Here is an 18,297-nt window from a genome sequence, read left to right on the forward strand (position 1 = left end):
TTTCGACTGCGGCGCCGCGCCGCCGCTCCACGGTCACACCATGGCACACATCCTCCCGACACGCGCGGCGACCCCGGAGCCCCGTGTGCGGGGGCGTCCCGGGCGGCTCCGCACGTCCACTAGATTGGATCCGGTTGGTGGCTGTGCACGCAGGTCACCCGCGAACAGCACCCGGCCGATCTCTCTTGAGGACCCTTCCATGGCGACCCGTGTGGGCGACGAGTTCGAACTGACCGTGAACGACGCCGCGCACGGCGGCTGGTGTGTGGGGCGCCACCACGAGCAGGTGGTCTTCGTCCGCCACGCCCTGCCCGGCGAGCGTGTCCGGGTGCGTGTCACCGAGCGCACGTCGCGCTTCCTGCGCGGCGAGGCGGTTGAGGTACTGGAGGCCTCCCCGGACCGGGTCGAGGCGCCCTGCCCCTTCGCGGGTCCGGGCCGCTGCGGCGGGTGTGACTGGCAGCACGCCTCACTGGCGGCCCAGCGCGTGATCAAGGGCCGGGTGGTCGCCGACCAACTGCGCCGTATCGCCGGGACCGACCGCGAGGTCACGGTCGAGGAGCTGCCCGGCAGCCCCGACGGCCTGGGCTGGCGCACCCGGGTGCGCTTCACCGTCGACGCCCACGGCCGTGCCGGGCTGCGCCGCCACCGCTCCCACGACGTCGAACCCGTGGACCGGTGCCTGATCGCCCACCCCGGAGTGGAGGAGCTCGGGATCACCGACGTCACCTGGGAGGGCGTGCGGGACGTGGAGGCGGTCGCCTCCGCGAGCTGCGCCGACCGCGCCGTCGTGGTGACCCCGTCCGGTTCCAAGCTGGGCCCCCTGCCCGACCTCAAGGCCTCCAGCGCCGTCCTGCGCCGGTTCAAGGGCGGCCGGGTCCAGCAGGTGCGCGGGCGCCGCGGGGTCCGCGAGACGGTCGCCGGACGGGAGTTCCGGGTCGGCGCGGGCGGCTTCTGGCAGGTGCACCCGGCGGCGGGCGAGGTCCTCACCGGCGCGGTCATGGACGCCTTGGCCCCCAGGGAAGGGGAGACCGCGATCGACCTGTTCTGCGGCGCGGGACTGTTCACCGCCCCGCTCGCCGAGGCAGTCGGCCCGCAGGGGCGGGCGATGGGGGTGGAGGGCGCAGTCGAGGCCGTGCGCGACGCCCGCTACAACCTCAAGGACCTGGAGCAGGTGCGGATCGAGCACGGGGACGTGGCCGCGCAGTTGCGGGAGTGGGCCGACGTGCGCGCCGACGTGGTCGTCCTGGACCCGCCGCGGGCGGGCGCGGGCGCCGAGCCGGTCCGCCTGGTCGCGGGCATGCGGCCCCGCGCGGTCGCCTACGTCTCCTGCGACCCGGCCACGCTCGCCCGCGACCTGGCCTCCTTCGAGCGCGAGGGGTACCGGCTCACGGCGCTGCGCGCCTTCGACGCCTTCCCCATGACCCACCACGTGGAGTGCCTCGCTGTGCTGGAGCCGGTGCGCCCGGCCCGCCGCCACCGCGAGCGTGCCTAGGAGGCCGCGCCCGGGGCTCCGCCGACCCGGCGTCGGCGGAGCCCCGGGCACTCATCTTTTCCCCGAGAACCTACGGCCAACCCCATCTGTGGTAAAGAATTTCATCCGTCGTTCTCCGCCAGTGTCTGATAAGGGTCCGCTTCCGTTCCGCGGTGCCCTGTGCCGCGAGTTCTAAGATCCATCACTGTGAACCGGGTGAAGGATTTTTCTGGAGTTTGGCGGCAGGGTTGGGGTGGATGTGTGGTCGTCGGAAACTTCTCTATAGAATTTGATTCCTCTGCGGCATCCGTCCGGGGGTGGGGTTCCTTCTGTTCTCTAGTGAAATCTCCACGGTAATTCGTCCTACGTTTTCCTGGCCCAGGGGCCCGTTTCCGCCTGCCCCGATAAGAAAGTGCTGTCCACGAGGGGGCCGGGAGTCCGGCTCACCTTCCACTGTCGCCACGGGGTTCTCAGAAATTTTTGAAGCCACAGTTCGATGACAGGGGCCCAGTGGTGTAAAAACGCCACACCAGAAACCTCCCGTGGCTCCGACCTGCTCTTTTCGTTGTTCCGTGTGATGGTTGGTGGTTTTCGCTCATCCCCGCGCGGCGGCGTGATCTTGGAGAATCCCCTGGCAGGGTGCTTGAATGTTCAGTGCGAGGTTCACCGGAGAGGTGGTCTTAACTCTCGAGTAAGGGTTCCGGGTGGCGATCAATGGCCGTAAAAACTATGCGTAAAGGCATGGACACGGATATGTGGGCTGTGTCAATATCTGGATGTCGCTGAACGGAACGGCTTTGAGGGAGTTCGTATGATCAGGGGGTATGGCGTTTTCTGTGACGCCGACCGCTACTTCTACGACACGCCCCACCGCCTCTGGTCGGGCTCCGGCGCGGACGACGGGCGCGGCCCGGTCTTCGAGGCGGCCCGGCGCCCGGTGCCCGAGGGGTGGCAGAGCCACCGGGCCGGCGACTGGCTGGCGCTGCGCCCCGTCGAGCCCCGCCTGCCGGACCAGGGATGGAAGATCCACGTCTCGGCCTGCCTGGACAACGCCGAGTCGGTCCTGGGCCGGGTCTGGGACTACTGCGTGGCGCGGGGCGTCTCCTTCAAGTTCGTCCCCACCCGGTACCTGCTGCACAACCGGAATGCCAAGTACGCCGACCGCGGGGGCAGCGGGAAGTTCATCACCGTCTACCCGGCCGACGACGGCGAGTGCGCATCGGTCGCCGCGGGGCTGGACGCACTCGTGGGCGGTGAGCCCGGACCGTACGTCCTCAGCGACGTGCGCTGGAACGCGGGACCGGTCCACCTGCGCTACGGGAGCTTCACCAGGAGGCACTGCTACGACAAGCACGGTGATGCGGTGCCCGCGCTGGAGAACGCCGAAGGCGTGCTCGTGCCCGACCACCGCGGTCCGGTCTTCCGCCTGCCGGAGTGGGTGCCTGTCCCCGACTTCCTCCGCCCTCACCTGGAGGCGCGTGGGGCCGTCGACGTCACCGGTCTGCCCTACGACATCGAACGGGCCCTGCACTTCTCCAACGGCGGCGGTGTCTACGCGGGGCGCGACCGGCGCACCGGCGAGTCGGTGGTGCTCAAGGAGGCCCGGCCGCACGCTGGCCTGGCCGCCGACGGTGCCGACGCGGTACGCCGCCTGGAACAGGAGCGCACCGCCCTGGAGCGCCTCGCCGGACTGCCCTGCACCCCCGAGGTCAAGGACGCCTTCACCCTCGGCGACCACCACTTCCTGGTCATGGAGTACATCGAGGGCAAGCCGCTGAACTCCTTCTTCGCGCGCCGCCACCCCCTGGTCGAGGCCGACCCCGCGCCGGACGCGCTGAGGGACTACGGCCGGTGGGCGATGCGCGTGCACGGCCTGGTGTCGGAGGCGGTGCGGGCCGTGCACGAACGCGGCATCGTCTTCAACGACCTGCACCTGTTCAACATCATGGTCGCCGAGGACGAGTCCTCGGTGGTGCTGCTCGACTTCGAGGCGGCCCGGGACGCAGGCCAGGACAGCCGCCAGACGGTCGCCAACCCGGGGTTCGTCGCCCCGCGTGGTCGCCGGGGGTTCGATGTGGACCTGTACGCGCTGGCCTGCCTGCGCATCGCCCTCCTCCTGCCCCTGACCAGCGTGCTGGCCATGGACCGGAGCAAGGTCCGGCACCTGGCGGAGGAGGCCGCGCGTGTCTTCCCCGAGGCCCGGGAGTTCCTGGAGGCCGGCGTCACGGAGATCCTGCGCGACCCGGACGACGGTACGGGTGCGCCCCCGGCCGCTACCGGCGTGCACGGTCCCTACCTGCCGGCCGAGCCGGGGGACTGGCCGCGCGGCCGGGACTCGATGGTCCGTGCCATCCTCGCCTCGGCCTCACCCGACCGGGAGGACCGCTGCTTCCCCGGTGACATCGCCCAGTTCACGACAGTGGGGGGCGGGCTCTCCTTCGGCTACGGCACCGCCGGGGTGCTCTACGCCCTCGCCGAGAGCGGCGCCCCGCGATGCCCTGAAGCCGAGGAATGGCTGCTGCGGCACAGCAAGGAACCCGACTCGGGTTTCCCGCCGGGTTTCTTCGACGGCCTCTCCGGCCTGTCCTGGGTCCTGCGCCGCCTCGGCTACGGGCAACCCTCCCTGGCACTGGCCGAACTGGTCCTCGCTCAGCCGTGGGAGGGGCTCGGACCCGGATTGCACAGCGGGACGGCCGGGATCGGTCTGGCGCTGGACTCCCTGGCCGCTGACACCGGCGATCCGGAAGCGGCGGCGGGAGCGCTCCGCTGCGCGGAACTGGCCGTACACGGGTTCTTGGGCGCTCCGCCCGAACGCCGCCGCGCCGGTCTGCTCTACGGAGGCGCGGGTGTGGCCCTGCTCTGTTTGCGCCTGTACGAGAGGACCGGTGACACCGGGCTGCTCGACTCGGCCGAACGGGCGCTCCGGGCCGATCTCGACCGCTGTGTCACCAGCGCCTTCGGCACGCTCCAGGTGGACGAGGGGTGGCGCACCATGCCCTACCTCGGCGCGGGCAGCGTGGGGGTGGGGATCGTGCTCGACGACTATCTGGAGCACCGTGCAGACGAGGAGTTCGAGCGGGCCCGGCCGGAGATCGCCGGGGCCGCGCGGTCCGGTTTCTACGCCCAGCCCGGGCTCTTCCGGGGCCTGGCGGGCATGGTGCTGTACCTGAGTCGGACGACCGCCCCGGGCACCGGGGCCGGGGACGTGCACCGCCAGGTCGACGCCCTGTCGCGCTACGCCATGCGCTACCGGGGCCACCTGGCCTTCCCGGGAGAGCAACTGATGCGGCTCTCCATGGACCTTTCCACGGGCACGGCGGGATGCCTGCTCGCGCTCACCGCGGCGCGCGGCGCACCCGCCCAACTGCCCTTCCTCCCTCCGCTGAGGCGGACCCAGAGCCGGGCCACTGCCATGGCCCGGAACAAAGAAGAGAAGAAGAACGAGTAACCGACGAGAGGATATCAGTCATGACCCTGTTCGACCTGCAGTCCCTGGAGACCGCCAAGGACGAGGCCCACGGCGAGGCCACGGCCACCAGCACCGCCAGCCTCCTGCTGTGCGGCGACAGCAGCCTGAGCGTCACCACCTGCTAGGGGCGCGCCGCGGATGAGCGCGGCGCGACCGGGCCGTGGGGCTGGGAATCCGGCCCCACGGCATCGGGTCCGGTGAACGGACCTCCTCCTCCGGCCCGGCGGTGCCCCTGGGCGCCGCCGGGCTCCGCCACGAGCCACGCAGGAAGGCGGCCCGGATGGTGCCCACCCGCCCGCGCGACGGTACTGCCGACGGCGGCGCCGCCCGGTCCGCGGACGCCCTGCTCACCCGCATGGTCCGGGCCAGTGCCGGGCGGACCGCGGGGATCCTGCTGTGCGCGGCCGCCGCGGCGGCGGCCTCACTCGCCCTGCCCGCCCTGCTCGGCCTCACCCTCGACCTGCTCCTGGAGGGGCACCCCGACGCCGGACGGGCTCTGGCCGCGGTCGTGGTCCTGACTGCCGCCGAGGTCGGGCTGGACGCGGCCGTCGCCCTGCTGTCGGGCACGGTCGGCGCGCGCTCCACCGCCTGGCTGCGGCTGCGGGCGGTCCGGCGGCTGCTGGCCGCCGCGCCCCGGGACGTGAGCCGGTTCTCTAACGGAGACGTCGCGACGCGGCTCTCGGCGCACGCCACCGAGGCCGGGGCCGCCCCGGCCGGGGCGGCGCAGATCGTCGCCGCGGTGCTCGCCCCGGTCGGAGCCCTGGTGGCGCTGTTCGTGATCGACCCGTGGACCGGGCTCGCCTTCGTCCTAGGGCTGCCCGTCCTGGGACTGCTTCTGCGCTCCTTCGCACGCCACTCCTCCGACACCGTCTCCCGCTACCAGCGGGTGCAGTCCCTGATCGCGACCCGGCTGACGGACGCTCTGGGCGGGGCACGCGCCATCGCCGCGGCCGGGACACTGGAGGACGAGCGCGCCCGCGTCCTGAGCCCCCTGGCCGATCTCGGCGTCGAGGGACGGCGCATGTGGTCGGTACACGGTTCGGCGATGGCGCGCAGCGGAGTGCTCATGCCCCTGCTCATCACCGCCGTGCTCGCCGTCGGCGGCGTCGGTCTGGCGCACGGGAGGATCAGTGTCGGCGATCTGCTGGCGGTGTCGCGCTACGCCGCGCTGGCCGCGGGGCTGGGGTCGGTGGCCGGCCCCCTCGCAGCGCTGGTCCGGGGCCGGACGGCGGCCCGCCGGGTGGGCGCGCTCCTGGCGGTTCCCCCGCTGGCCCACGGGCGGGCACAGCTTCCCCCGGCGGGCCCCGGAACGCTGGAACTGCGCGGCGTCGGGGTAAACACCGACGGCGTGTGGGTGCTTCGGGGGGTCGACCTGCGGGTGCCCGGCGGCCGGACGGTGGCCGTCGTGGGGCGCTCCGGCTCGGGCAAGTCGACGCTGGGAGCCGTCGCCGGACGGCTTCTCGCCCCCGACGAGGGCGAGGTCTGCCTGGACGGCGTGCCCCTCGACACCGTGGCCGCCGACGTGCTCCGCCGGGAGGTCGTGTACGCGTTCGAGCGCCCCGAGCTCCAGGGCGCCACCATCGCGGACGCCATCGCCGCTGGGGCCCGGACCGCTCCGGACGAAGGAGTGCGGTCGGCCGCACGGGCGGCCGGGGCCGACGGCTTCGTGCGGGCGCTTCCCCTGGGATACGCCACGCCGCTGGAGGAGGCGCCGCTCTCCGGCGGGGAGCTGCAAAGGCTGGGGCTGGCGCGGGCGTTCGCCCACGCGGGACGCCTGATGATCCTGGACGACGCCACCTCCAGCCTCGACACGGCGACCGAACGTCAGGTGGACCGGGCGCTGGCGCACGAGGTCCGCCCCGGCACCCGTCTGGTGATCGCCCACCGGCTCTCCACCGCGGCCCGCGCGGACCTGGTGGTGTGGCTGGAGGACGGCCGTGTCCGGGCCGTTCGCACACACGCCGAACTGTGGCGGGACCCCGACTACCGCGCGGCCTTCGGCCGCACCGACGCCTCAGGCCACCGGGAGGAGCGGTGAGGCCCGGGACGGTGGTGGACGAGGCGACCGGCCGGCCCCCGGCACGGCCCGGGCGGGGCCGTCCGAGTCCGCGGCCGGACCACCGCCGGGGTTCGCTGCGCGCTCTGGTGCCGCACGCCCGCCCCTTCCTGTGGCGCCACAGGCGCGTGCTGCTGAGGCTGGGCGCCTGGTCGCTGGTGGAGTCCGTTCAGACCTTCCTGGTCGGGATCTGCTTGGCACGCGCCCTGGACCAGGGCTTCCTGGCGGGGCGGACCGCCACGGGCCTGGCGTGGCTCGCCGTCGCCGCGGGCTCGATCCTCCTGGCGGGCCCCGTGCTGCGCGGCGTGTTCGGCCAGCTCTCCGCCTTGGTGGAGCCGCTGCGGGACGGGCTCGTACGGCGTGCGGTCGGACAGGCCCTGCGCCGGGCCGTGGCCGATCCGGCGCGTGCGGCGAGGGTGGAGCGGGCCGCGGTCTCGCGGCTCACCCAGCAGACGGAGATCGCCCGGGACAGCTTCGCAGGGCTGGTCCTGACGGTGCGGTCCTTCCTGTTCACCGCGGCGGGGGCGCTCGTGGGGATGCTCGCCCTGGCCCCCGAACTGCTGCTGGTCGTGGTACCGCCCATGCTGGTAGGCCTGGCGCTCTTCCTTTGCACGCTCGCGCCCATGGCGGCGGCGCAGCGCCGGTTCCTGGACGCCGACGAGGCGTTCACCGAACGTGCGGGAGCCCTGCGCGGCCAGTTGCGTGACCTGGTGGCCTGCGGTGCCACGGACGCCGCGGCCCAGCGGGCCGGGCCCCTGGTCGACGACGCCGCCGCGTCGACCCGGTCCCTGGCCCGCTGGGCGGCCGTGAGGACGCTGGCGCTCGGTACGGCGGGGCAGCTCCCCGTCGTCCTGCTGCTCGTGGCCACGCCGTGGCTGCTCGACCAGGGCGTCACGACTGGGGCCCTCATGGGTGCCCTGGCCTATCTCGTGCAGTCCCTGATGCCGGCGCTCCAGACGATGATGACCGCGGTGGGTGCCGCTGGCAGTCGGCTCGTGGTGGTCCTCGACCGGTTTGTGTCCGCGGAAGCGGACGGTGCCGACGGGGGAGGCGTCCCCCACGAGGAGGCCGACGGCCCCGTGTTGGCCACCCCTCCCGCTCCGGAGGGGGTCCCGGCGGTGTGGTGCCGCGGGGTGCGGGTGTCCTACGGGGCGGGGACGCGCCCCCTGGTGGAGGGGCTCGACCTCTCGGTGGAGGCGGGGGAGCGCATCGCGGTCGTCGGACCGAGCGGGATCGGCAAGTCCACGCTGGCGCACGTGCTGTCCGGGCTGCACCCCCCCGACGAAGGCGACGTGCGCCTGGCGGGCCGCCCGGTCGCCGGGCGCTCCCCTCGCGAACTGGCACGGGAACGGGTCCTCCTTCCCCAGCGGGGCTACGTCTTCGCCGGATCGGTCCGGGAGAACCTCGCCCAGTTGGAGCCCGGGGCCGGGGACGACCGCCTCGCCGGGGCGGTGGCGGCACTGCGCCTCGGGCCGCTGGTGGACCGCCTCGGCGGCCTGGCGGCTGAGGTGGACCCAGGGGCGCTCTCCGCCGGGGAGCGGCAGGCGCTCTGTCTGGGCCGGGCCTACGTGTCCCGGGCGCCACTGCTCATCCTGGACGAATCCACCTGCCACATGGACCCGGTCGCCGAGGCGCACGCGGAGGAGGCACTGGCGGCACGGCCCGGTACGACGCTGATCGTCATCGCGCACCGGCTGTCGTCGGCGCTGCGGGCAGATCGGATCCTCGTCTTGGACGGAGCGGGTACGGCGCTGGGCACGCACGGGGCCCTGCTCCGCAGCTCACCGCTCTACCGGGACCTGGCGGGGCACTGGAATGCGTCTGTCTGAGCACGGCCGAGGGCGCCCACCGTGCGCTCGGCCGCCCGTCAGCCGAGCTGGGAATAGGAAGGATGCCCCGCGATGCCCGGGCTCGCGGCGAGCGCGCTCCCGGATCGGGCGCCCTGTGGTGGCGGCGTCGCGGGTGGGTGTCCCGGGGGCGGCGTGTCAGCCCCGGCCCGGGGCGCGGGCGGTGCCCGTGTGCCCGCCTCCGTGCGGTGATTGCGGCGCGTCCGCCCCGGCCGCCGTCCCGAGGGAGTCCGCAGGACGGCCAGACCCAGCGCGAGGACGGCCATCCCCGTCCAGGCGGCGGGGGAGAGGCGCTCGCCGACCACGGACACCCCCAGGAGCGCGGCCACGGCGGGCTCGGCCAGGCTCAGTGTGGTGGCCGTCGCCGCGGGGGTGTGCCGCAGCCCGACTCCGAAGAGCGTGTAGGCCAGGAAGACGGTGAAGAGCGCCAGGTAGAGGGCGACCGCCGCGCCGCGCCCCGTGGCCAGCCACACCGGATCCAGGGCCAGGACCACGGGGGCCGTGACCAGGCCCCCGCCGGCGAACAGTACGCCCATGACCGCGCCGGAGGGGTGGCCGCGCCGGATCTGTGCTGCGGAGACCACCGCGTACAGGGCGTAGGAGGCACCCGCGGCGAGGGCGAGGAGCACGCCGGAGGTGTCCACGGTCCGTGCACCGTCCCCGCCCTCTGCGCCGAGGACGAGGAGTGTGCATCCGGCGACCGCGGCGAGGGTGGCCGCGCTCCACCGGCACCCGGGGCGCACGCCTTCGGACAGCCAGGCGAGGAGGCCGGCGAACACGGGTGCCGACCCCAGGGTGATCACGGTGGCCACCGCCACCCCCGCCTGCGCGACCGCCGGATAGAAGGCCAGCGGGTATCCGGCGACCGCCAGGGCTCCCAGGGCGAGCGCTCCGCGGGTGCGGCGGTCGGCACCGTGGAGCAGGGCCGGGTAGCCGCGCCCGGTGAACAGGAGCAGCAGGCCGCCCACGGCCAGCCCGGCGGAGCCGATGGCGGCGGGGTGGGCCCCGGCGGGGGCGAAGGAGGCCGCTGTTCCGGTAGTGCCCCACAGCAGGGCGGCGCCCAGGACGGGCAGGGGGCCCCGGGCGAGGCCGCGCCGGGGCGCGGGGGCGGTGGGCGTCGTCGACACTGTCGCGTCTCTCCTCTCCGTCATCGGGGGTGGTGGGCCGGTGACGGGCGCACGCGGTGCCAGTGGCCACTCACCTGCGTGATTCTAGGACATAAAGGGGTGAATCGGGCTTCGCTGGACGCGGTCCGCGGGCCGCGGTCCGGGTGCTGGCGTGCGGCAGCGGTGCGCGAAGATAAGCTCCTACGTCTGAGGATCTTCATCGGGCCCCGGCAGGGGGCCGGGACCAGCTCGCCATCGCCCGGGCGGCGGAGGACCTGGGCTTGGACGCCCTGTTCCGCTGGGAACAAGGAACTTCCTGAGTGGGGGTTGGGTAGTCGCTTGCTCCGTGCGTCCGTTCCGGCCACGACCCGCACATGGGCGGCCGCGCCGCCGGACCGCCCGGTCCCACCGACGCATGGGTCGCCCTCGCGGCACTGGCGCGGGAGACCTCCCGGACCCGCCTGGACACACTCATGAGTGCCGCGACCTTCCGCCTGCCCGGCCCCCTCGCCATCACCGTCGCCCAGGTCGACCGGATGAGCGGCGGGCGCGTGGGGTTCGGATTCGGTACGGGCTGGTACGAGGCCGAGCACGCCGGGTACGGGGTCGCCTGCCCCAGTCTGCGCGAGCGCTTCGGCCGCTACGAGGAGCAGGTGGAGATCGTCACCGGGCTCTGGGAGACACCGGAGGGCGGGTCGTTCCGCTACGAGGGCGGGTACTACCGTCTGGAGGAGGGGCCCGCGCTGCCCCAACCGGCGCAGGCGCCGCGCCCGCCGGTGCTGATCGGCGGCGGGGGAAAAGGCGCGCTCCCCGTCTGGCCGCGCGGTTCGCCGACGAGTACACCGTGCCGTTCGCCTCGCTGGAGGAGAGCACGGCCGCGTTCGAGCGCACCCGTACGGCGGTGCGCGCCGCCGGAAGGGAGGCACCCGTGGTCTACTCGGCGGCACAGGTGCTGTGCGCGGGCGGAAACGGGGCGGAGGTCTCGGCCAGGGCCGACCGGATCTACCTTCAGGCTCTGGACATGGCCGACCTCGACCACCTGGAACTGGTGGCCGCGAGGATCGTGCCACAGCTCGGTTGAGGGAGGCGTTCGGAGGGGGGCGGCGCGGGAGGCCGGGAGGCCACCCGATAACTTGATATCGAGATATGAGTTGGATACCTTGACATCAAGATAACAGCGGGGTTCCCCCCGGTCCGCTCAGGGTTCGGGTGTGTGGACGCGCGACCGCTTGCCCACGCCCGGGCCCCGGCGGACGCCCCGCGGGGCTGACGGTCGGCGGCGCGTGGTGTCGCCGCGGGTCATCGTCGGCCCTGCGGAGCGACCGGAGGCGGTGGAGGGCGGCCCGTGGCCCTCCGGGCCCCGGTCGGGGCCGTCCCGGCAGGCCCTGCACCAGGCCTACGGCCGAGAGGCCGGGAACACAGTGGCGAGATACAGGAGGCAGACACCGTGTCCGCGAACAGCTTCGGCGCCCGTGACACGTTGCGCGTTGGCGACGAGTCGTACGAGATCTTCCGGTTGGAGTCCGTTGAGGGCGCCGACCGGCTTCCCTACAGCCTGAAGGTGCTGCTGGAGAACCTCCTGCGCACCGAGGACGGCGCCAACGTCACGGCGGACCACATCCGCGCCCTGGGCCAGTGGGACCCGAAGGCCCAGCCCAACCAGGAGATCCAGTTCACCCCCGCCCGGGTGATCATGCAGGACTTCACCGGCGTCCCCTGCGTCGTCGACCTCGCCACCATGCGCGAGGCCGTACGCGACATGGGCGGCGACCCCGACAAGATCAACCCGCTGGCCCCGGCCGAGCTGGTCATCGACCACTCCGTCGTCGTCGACCTCTTCGGCCGCCCCGACGCCTTCGAGCGCAACGTCGAGATCGAGTACGAGCGCAACTACGAGCGCTACAAGTTCCTGCGCTGGGGCCAGACCGCCTTCGACGAGTTCAAGGTCGTCCCGCCCGGCACCGGCATCGTGCACCAGGCCAACATCGAGCACCTGGCGCGCGTCACCATGAGCCGTGGCGGCCAGGCCTACCCCGACACCTGCGTCGGCACCGACTCGCACACCACCATGCAGAACGGCCTGGGCATCCTGGGCTGGGGCGTGGGCGGCATCGAGGCCGAGGCCGCCATGCTCGGCCAGCCGATCTCCATGCTCATCCCGCGCGTGGTCGGCTTCAAGCTCTCCGGTCAGCTCGCGCCCGGCACCACCGCCACCGACCTGGTGCTCACCATCACCGAGATGCTCCGCGAGCACGGCGTGGTCGGCAAGTTCGTCGAGTTCTACGGCGAGGGCGTCTCCTCCGTGCCGCTGGCCAACCGCGCCACCATCGGCAACATGAGCCCGGAGTTCGGCTCCACCGCCGCGATCTTCCCGATCGACGACGAGACCATCCGGTACATGAAGCTCACCGGCCGCTCCGCCGAGCAGGTCGCCCTGACCGAGGCCTACGCCAAGGCCAACGGCTTCTGGCACGACCCGTCCGCGGAGCCCCAGTACTCCGAGTACCTGGAGCTGGACCTGGGCCGGGTCGTCCCGTCCATCGCCGGCCCCAAGCGCCCGCAGGACCGCATCGCCCTGTCGGAGGCCAAGCCGACCTGGCGCCACGACGTCCAGAACTACGTCGCCGACGACGAGGCGGGCGAGGAGTCCTTCCCGGCCTCCGACGCCCCGGCCCAGAGCGCGGACGGCCGCCCGTCCCGCCCGGTCAAGGTCACCATGGCCGACGGCACCGAGACCGAGATCGACCACGGCGCCGTCGTGATCGCCGCGATCACCTCCTGCACCAACACCTCCAACCCCTCGGTCATGCTCGGCGCCGCCCTGCTGGCCAAGAAGGCGGTGGAGAAGGGCCTGTCCCGCAAGCCGTGGGTCAAGACCTCCATGGCCCCCGGGTCCAAGGTCGTCACCGACTACTACGAGCGCTCCGGCCTGACCCCGTACCTGGACAAGCTGGGCTTCAACCTGGTCGGCTACGGCTGCACCACCTGCATCGGCAACTCCGGCCCGCTTCCGGAGGAGATCTCCAAGGCCGTCCAGGACAACGACCTCGCGGTCACCTCGGTCCTGTCCGGCAACCGCAACTTCGAGGGCCGGATCAACCCGGACGTGAAGATGAACTACCTGGCCTCGCCGCCGCTGGTGGTCGCCTACGCCCTGGTCGGGTCCCTCGACGTGGACATCACCACCGAACCCCTGGGCGTCGGCAAGGACGGCACGCCGGTCCACCTGGCCGACATCTGGCCCTCCGCCGAGGAGATCCAGGAGGTCATGGACGCCGCGATCGCCTCCGACATGTACGAGAGCGCCTACGCCGACGTCTTCGCCGGCGACGAGCGCTGGCGCTCGCTGCCCACGCCCACCGGCAACACCTTCGAGTGGGAGGGCGGGTCCACCTACGTCCGCAAGCCCCCCTACTTCGAGGGCATGGCCGCCACCCCGGCCCCGGTCACCGACATCACCGGGGCCCGCGTCCTGGCCAAACTGGGCGACTCGGTCACCACCGACCACATCTCCCCGGCCGGTGCCATCAAGCCGGGCACCCCGGCGGCCGAGTACCTCAAGGCCAACGGCGTCGAGCGCAGGGACTTCAACTCCTACGGCTCCCGCCGCGGCAACCACGAGGTGATGATCCGCGGCACGTTCGCCAACATCCGCCTGCGCAACCAGCTCGCGCCGGGCACCGAGGGCGGCTACACCCGCGACTTCACCCAGTCCGACGCCCCGGTCTCCTTCATCTACGACGCCGCGCAGAACTACGCCGCGCAGGAGACCCCACTGGTCGTCCTGGGCGGAAAGGAGTACGGTTCGGGCTCCTCGCGCGACTGGGCGGCCAAGGGCACCCGCCTGCTGGGCGTGCGCGCCGTCATCACCGAGTCCTACGAGCGCATCCACCGCTCCAACCTGATCGGCATGGGCGTGCTGCCCCTACAGTTCCCCGAGGGCCAGTCCGCGGACTCCCTCGGCCTGACCGGTGAGGAGACCTTCTCCATTACCGGCGTGACCGAGCTGAACGAGGGCCGTACCCCGAGCACGGTGAAGGTGGCCACCGACACCGGCGTCGAGTTCGACGCCGTGGTGCGCATCGACACCCCCGGCGAGGCCGACTACTACCGCAACGGCGGCATCCTGCAGTACGTGCTGCGCCAGCTCACCGCGAAGTAGTCGCCCACAGGACTCCGCCCGCGCCCACCAGGCGCGCCGCGCGGATACCGCGGGGCCGCCACCGTCCGACCGACGGTGGCGGCCCCGTCCCTCTTGGACCGAAACCGGCCCCCGGGCCTTCCGGGCCCCGAAAGGCGACCGTGCGTGGCTGGGCCAACCCGCTGCACGGCACCGACACCCGGCAGGTCCAGTGGCGGGAGTCCGGCGGAGACCGGAGCGTCCGCGTGCCCCTGTGGCGGGAGCGCGCCGCGGCCGCGCGCAAGCGGGCCCGTCCCACCGTGCCGACCGACGAGCACGTCGGGCGCGGTGTTCCCTACTATGAGGTGCCCGCGCGGAAGAGCGTGTGGGCGGCCACGGGGTACGGCACTCCCGCCGGCGGCCTCGTGCGGCGGATCCAGAGGGGCGACCACCGCCGCGCGTCGGACACGCGCTGACGGGTGAAGGCACACGAGCGAGCGAAGTGAGGGGCGGCAGGTCTGTGAACGACTCCGCGAACGGCCGGGAGACGATCGGTGGCTACCGGGTGGTCCGGCCACTGGGCAGGGGCGGCTTCGGAGAGGTGTTCCTCTGCCAGGCCCCCGACGGGTCCCCTGCGGCGGTCAAGCTGCTGCACGCCACTTTCTCCGGCGACGAGGAGACGCGCCGCCGGTTCACCGCCGAGGTGGACCAGGCGCGCAAAGTGAGCGGGTTCTGCATCGCCTCGATCCTGGACGCCGACCCGGAGGCGGCCCAGCCGTGGATCGCCACGGAGTTCATCGACGGCCCTACGCTGCACGCCGCGGTGGCCAAGGACGGGCCGCGCACCGGTGCCGACCTGCACCGGCTGGCGGTGTCCACGGCCACGGCGCTGGCGGCGATCCACGCCGCGGGGGTGGTGCACCGGGACCTGAAGCCGGAGAACATCATGCTGGCCCCGGACGGGCCGCGGGTGATCGACTTCGGCATCGCCAAGGCCGTGGAGTCCTCTGCGGTGACCGCCAGCGGCCTGGTGGGCACCATCGGGTACATGGCCCCCGAACAGTTGGAGGGCAACCGGCTCACCACCGCCGTGGACATCTTCGCCTGGGGTGCGGTCATGGTCTACGCCGCCAGCGGGCGCCAGGCCTTCCCCGGCCCCACCCAGGCCTCCCGCATCATGCGCATCCTGAGCGCCGAACCCGAGCTCGGGCCGCTCTCGGGCGGACTGCGCGACATCGTCCTCTCCTGCCTGGAGAAGGACCCCGACCGCAGGCCGGACGCGACCGCGCTGCTCAACCTCCTGGTCACCATGCCCGCGGACGGCTCCTCCGCGGCGGTCGACACCACACACGTCCAGGCGGCGGCCCCCGAACCCGCCGCCGCACCGGCTCCGGAACCGGTCCTGACAGGGGTTCCCTACCGGTTCAACGGTGGCGTCTTCACCGACCCGCGTGCCCTGGCGGAGGCGGTGCAGCGGGACTGGACCGCCGCGATCCGCCTCTTCAGCGACCACGGCGAACGCGCTGCCCTGGGGGCGTGGGTCGCCAAGGCCCTCGGCGGCGCCGACCCGGAACCGGCCCTCTTCGGTCCTGAGGCCAACGACGTCAACCTGGCGATCGCCTCCTTCGTGGCCCGGCTGCGACCGGACCTGCCGCCGCTCTTCCGCGGGCAGGAGGTCACGCTCGCCGAGCTCGGCGACCTGTTCCGCAGCGCGCACCCGCTGTTCACCGGGGCCCCCAGAGCCAACGAGATGGCGCTGCTGGCCCGCCCGACCGTACTGCGGGTCCTGGACGCCCACCACAGTGACGGACCCGGCGACCTGCTCCGGCTCGCCGACGACCTCGACCGTGCCGAGCGCGCCGGTGTGGAGTTCTACGGGCGTGTCGTCCAGGGCCCGCCCGGCGCGGGCCCCACACGCGCCGAGGTCGACCCCGCGCTCATCCTCGTCTTCCTCCTCCATCCCGAACTGATGGTGCTGCCCGATCCAGGGGAGGACCCCGAGCTCATGCGGTGGATCGGCGGCCTGTGGAACCAGGTCGAGGCGAGCCCCGGGCCGGTCGGCGCCGGGTACGCGGCCGCGCTCTACGGCGCGCTGCCCGCCATGCGGGCCCTGCTGCGGCAGCGGCGCGGCTGGGGCGGCCCCCCGCCCCCCGCCTACGGTCCCGCGACCGGCCACTGGTAGCCGCCGGAGTGTCGCGCTGACCGGGGCGGTGCTGTGCGCGCATCATCGTGGAGCGGCGCACGGACACGAGGAGCGGCTGGGGGCGACGGTGAGGCGAGGGGCGAACCTGAGGCTGTTCCTCCTGTTCGTGGTCGCCCTGCAATTCGGGTACCCGGTCTCCCAGTACAGCCAGACGTGGCTGGTGCTGTACCTGCTGCTGTACACCGGGATGATCGCCTTCGGGCTGCGGGTGGTCCACGAGGAGCGCGACCGCGTCCTGCCGGTGCTGGGCATCGGCACCGTGTTCGCCCTGTTCGCGGTGTGGGTGGCCGTGGACCCCGAGCACCCCGTCGCTGTGACCGGACAGCACGCCAGCGTGGCGGCCTTCCAGGTCATGGTGATGTACTCGCTGATCAAGTTCGTCTACCGCCGCGGATCGGCCCGCAGCCTGGACCTGATCCTGGCCGCGATCAGCGTCTACCTGCTGATCGGCGGGCTGTTCGCGTCCGTGTTCGCCGTCGTGGAGTTCCTCGCTCCCGGCAGCTTCACCAGCACCTCGGGGCAGGCGCTGGCCTGGCAGCAGTTGATGTACTACTCCTACGTCACGCTGGCCACGCTGGGCTACGGAGACATCGTCCCCGTGGGCCCGTGGATGCGCTCGCTGGCCACGCTGGAGGCGGTGATCGGAACGCTCTTCCTCACCACCGTCATCGCGCGCCTGGTCGGGATCTACACCGGGCACGGCGGCGACCGGGCTTGAATTCCCGCCCCCTCCCGACCGCCCCGGACTCGCGTACCGCCTTGCCTTCAAGCCTTGTAACATGCCTTTCAGTGGCGTCGAAGCGCCGACAGGCCAACCGAGCACGAGGGGGAGCCGGGTGACCGACACCGCAGTGACGCCCGGGTCCCAGTCCGCGCTGCGCCGGGCCAACGAGCGCCGTGTCGTGGACGTGCTGCGCCGACAGGGGACGTGTACCCAGGCCGAACTGGCCAGGGTGACCGGCCTGTCCGCCGCCAGCGTGTCCAACATCGTGCGCGGGCTGCGCGCCGCCGGCACGGTGTCGGTGCGCGACACCGCCTCCAACGGCCGTCGTGCGCGGGGGGTCACGCTCCTGCGCCCGCCGGGCACGGTCCTGGCCATCGACTTCGAGGTGGACCGCCTCGGCGTCGGGGTCGGTGACAGCGAGGGCAACCTCGTGGCGCGCGAGCAGATCGACTACGACGTGGCGGCCGACCCCGGCCGCGGGGTCCGCCGGGCGGCGTGGCTGGCCGAGACCACCCTCCAGGGCGCACGCATCGACGCGGGCACGGTGTCGGCCGTGGTGGCCTCGGTGCCCGGACCCGTCGACCCCGCGACCGGGGAGGTCGGTCCGATCTCGTGCCTGCCCCGGTGGGCGGGCTTTCGGCCCGCGGAGGTGCTCGCCGAGCGGCTCGGGGCGCCGGTGCGGGCCGAGAACGACGCCAACCTCGCGGCACTGGCCGAGCAGCGCCTCGGCGCGGGTGCGGGTGCCGAGCACCTGATCCACCTGGTCATCGGGGAGGGGGTGGGAGCGGGCATCGTCCTGTCCGGCGAGCCGTTCCCGGGCGCGGGCGGGACCGCCGGGGAGATCGGCCACATCGCCCTGGATCCGCGCGGACCGGTGTGCCGGTGCGGCAACAGGGGCTGCCTGGAGACCTTCGTGGGCGCCCGCTACCTGCTGGGGATGCTGCCCCAGGACTTCGGGGCGGACCGCTCCGGGAGCGGTCCGCGGATGTCCGACGTCGTCGCCGCCGCGCGCGGGGGCGACCCCGGGAGCCGGAGGATCGTCGCGGAGGCGGGGACCGCCCTGGGCCAGGGGGTGGCGATCGTCGCCAACCTCTTCAACCCCGACCGGGTGACCGTGGGGGGTCCGCTGGCCGAGGCGGGGGAACTGCTGCTGGAACCGATGCGCCGGTCGATGGAGCTGGGATCACTGGGCAGTGCCCTGGACCGGCTCAGCCTCTCCGCGGGGGCGCTGGGACGCGACGCGTCCCTGTACGGCGCCCTGTGGACGGCGGTGCGCAGCGCGCCCTGACGGGTGTGCGCGG

The 18,297-nt window shown here is 73.1% G+C and carries 11 protein-coding genes and 1 pseudogene; 11 read left to right on the forward strand and 1 reads right to left on the reverse strand.

Going from position 1 to position 18,297, the window contains the following annotated elements:
• Positions 1-199 precede the first annotated feature (199 nt).
• The 5 genes from B042_RS0117060 to B042_RS0117080 all read left to right on the forward strand — a co-directional run bounded on the left by B042_RS0117060 (position 200) and on the right by B042_RS0117080 (position 8,825).
• Positions 200-1,492, forward strand: coding sequence for a class I SAM-dependent RNA methyltransferase (locus B042_RS0117060; protein WP_028649328.1), 1,293 nt, complete (start codon positions 200-202; stop codon positions 1,490-1,492).
• Between the two features lie 790 nt (positions 1,493-2,282).
• The gene (gene lanKC, locus B042_RS0117065) at positions 2,283-4,919 is read left to right on the forward strand and encodes a class III lanthionine synthetase LanKC (RefSeq protein WP_028649329.1); all 2,637 of its coding nucleotides are present in this window, start codon (positions 2,283-2,285) and stop codon (positions 4,917-4,919) included.
• Positions 4,920-4,939: 20 nt separating this feature from the next.
• Positions 4,940-5,065, forward strand: a complete 126-nt coding sequence (locus B042_RS0117070) for a SapB/AmfS family lanthipeptide (protein WP_028649330.1) — start codon at positions 4,940-4,942, stop codon at positions 5,063-5,065.
• Between the two features lie 155 nt (positions 5,066-5,220).
• The gene (locus B042_RS0117075) at positions 5,221-6,978 is read left to right on the forward strand and encodes an ABC transporter ATP-binding protein (RefSeq protein WP_028649331.1); all 1,758 of its coding nucleotides are present in this window, start codon (positions 5,221-5,223) and stop codon (positions 6,976-6,978) included.
• A gap of 107 nt (positions 6,979-7,085) precedes the next feature.
• Positions 7,086-8,825 (forward strand): ABC transporter ATP-binding protein, encoded by a 1,740-nt coding sequence (locus tag B042_RS0117080; protein ID WP_051415784.1) that lies wholly within the window; start codon positions 7,086-7,088, stop codon positions 8,823-8,825.
• A gap of 38 nt (positions 8,826-8,863) precedes the next feature.
• On the opposite strand, the gene B042_RS23685 is transcribed toward B042_RS0117080, so the two are convergent.
• A complete protein-coding gene (locus B042_RS23685; protein WP_231494132.1) occupies positions 8,864-9,970 on the reverse strand; it encodes a DMT family transporter in 1,107 nt (368 codons plus the stop codon).
• Between the two features lie 162 nt (positions 9,971-10,132).
• On the opposite strand from B042_RS23685, the pseudogene B042_RS23690 reads away from it, so the two are divergent.
• The 6 genes and pseudogenes from B042_RS23690 (at position 10,133) to B042_RS0117115 (ending at position 18,284) form a co-directional block, all read left to right on the forward strand.
• A pseudogene (locus B042_RS23690) lies at positions 10,133-11,030 on the forward strand (LLM class flavin-dependent oxidoreductase).
• Between the two features lie 366 nt (positions 11,031-11,396).
• Entirely contained in the window at positions 11,397-14,111 is a 2,715-nt protein-coding gene (acnA, locus tag B042_RS0117095) for an aconitate hydratase AcnA (protein ID WP_028649334.1), read from the forward strand.
• A 140-nt stretch (positions 14,112-14,251) separates the two neighbouring features.
• Complete coding sequence (locus tag B042_RS0117100) at positions 14,252-14,545, forward strand: hypothetical protein (protein ID WP_028649335.1); 294 nt, start codon at positions 14,252-14,254, stop codon at positions 14,543-14,545.
• 44 nt (positions 14,546-14,589) lie between these two features.
• Positions 14,590-16,251 carry a serine/threonine-protein kinase gene (locus tag B042_RS24500; protein ID WP_051415763.1) on the forward strand — a complete coding sequence of 554 codons (1,662 nt, stop codon included), beginning with the start codon at positions 14,590-14,592 and terminating at the stop codon, positions 16,249-16,251.
• An 88-nt stretch (positions 16,252-16,339) separates the two neighbouring features.
• Positions 16,340-16,990: a potassium channel family protein gene (locus B042_RS0117110; RefSeq protein WP_051415764.1), complete on the forward strand. Its 651-nt coding sequence runs from the start codon at positions 16,340-16,342 to the stop codon at positions 16,988-16,990.
• Positions 16,991-17,108: 118 nt separating this feature from the next.
• On the forward strand, positions 17,109-18,284 hold the full coding sequence (locus tag B042_RS0117115) for an ROK family transcriptional regulator (protein WP_028649337.1): 1,176 nt from the start codon (positions 17,109-17,111) through the stop codon (positions 18,282-18,284).
• Positions 18,285-18,297: the final 13 nt, after the last annotated feature.

Origin of the sequence: Nocardiopsis sp. CNT312, from assembly GCF_000515115.1 — a bacterium.
Classification (GTDB): domain Bacteria; phylum Actinomycetota; class Actinomycetes; order Streptosporangiales; family Streptosporangiaceae; genus Nocardiopsis.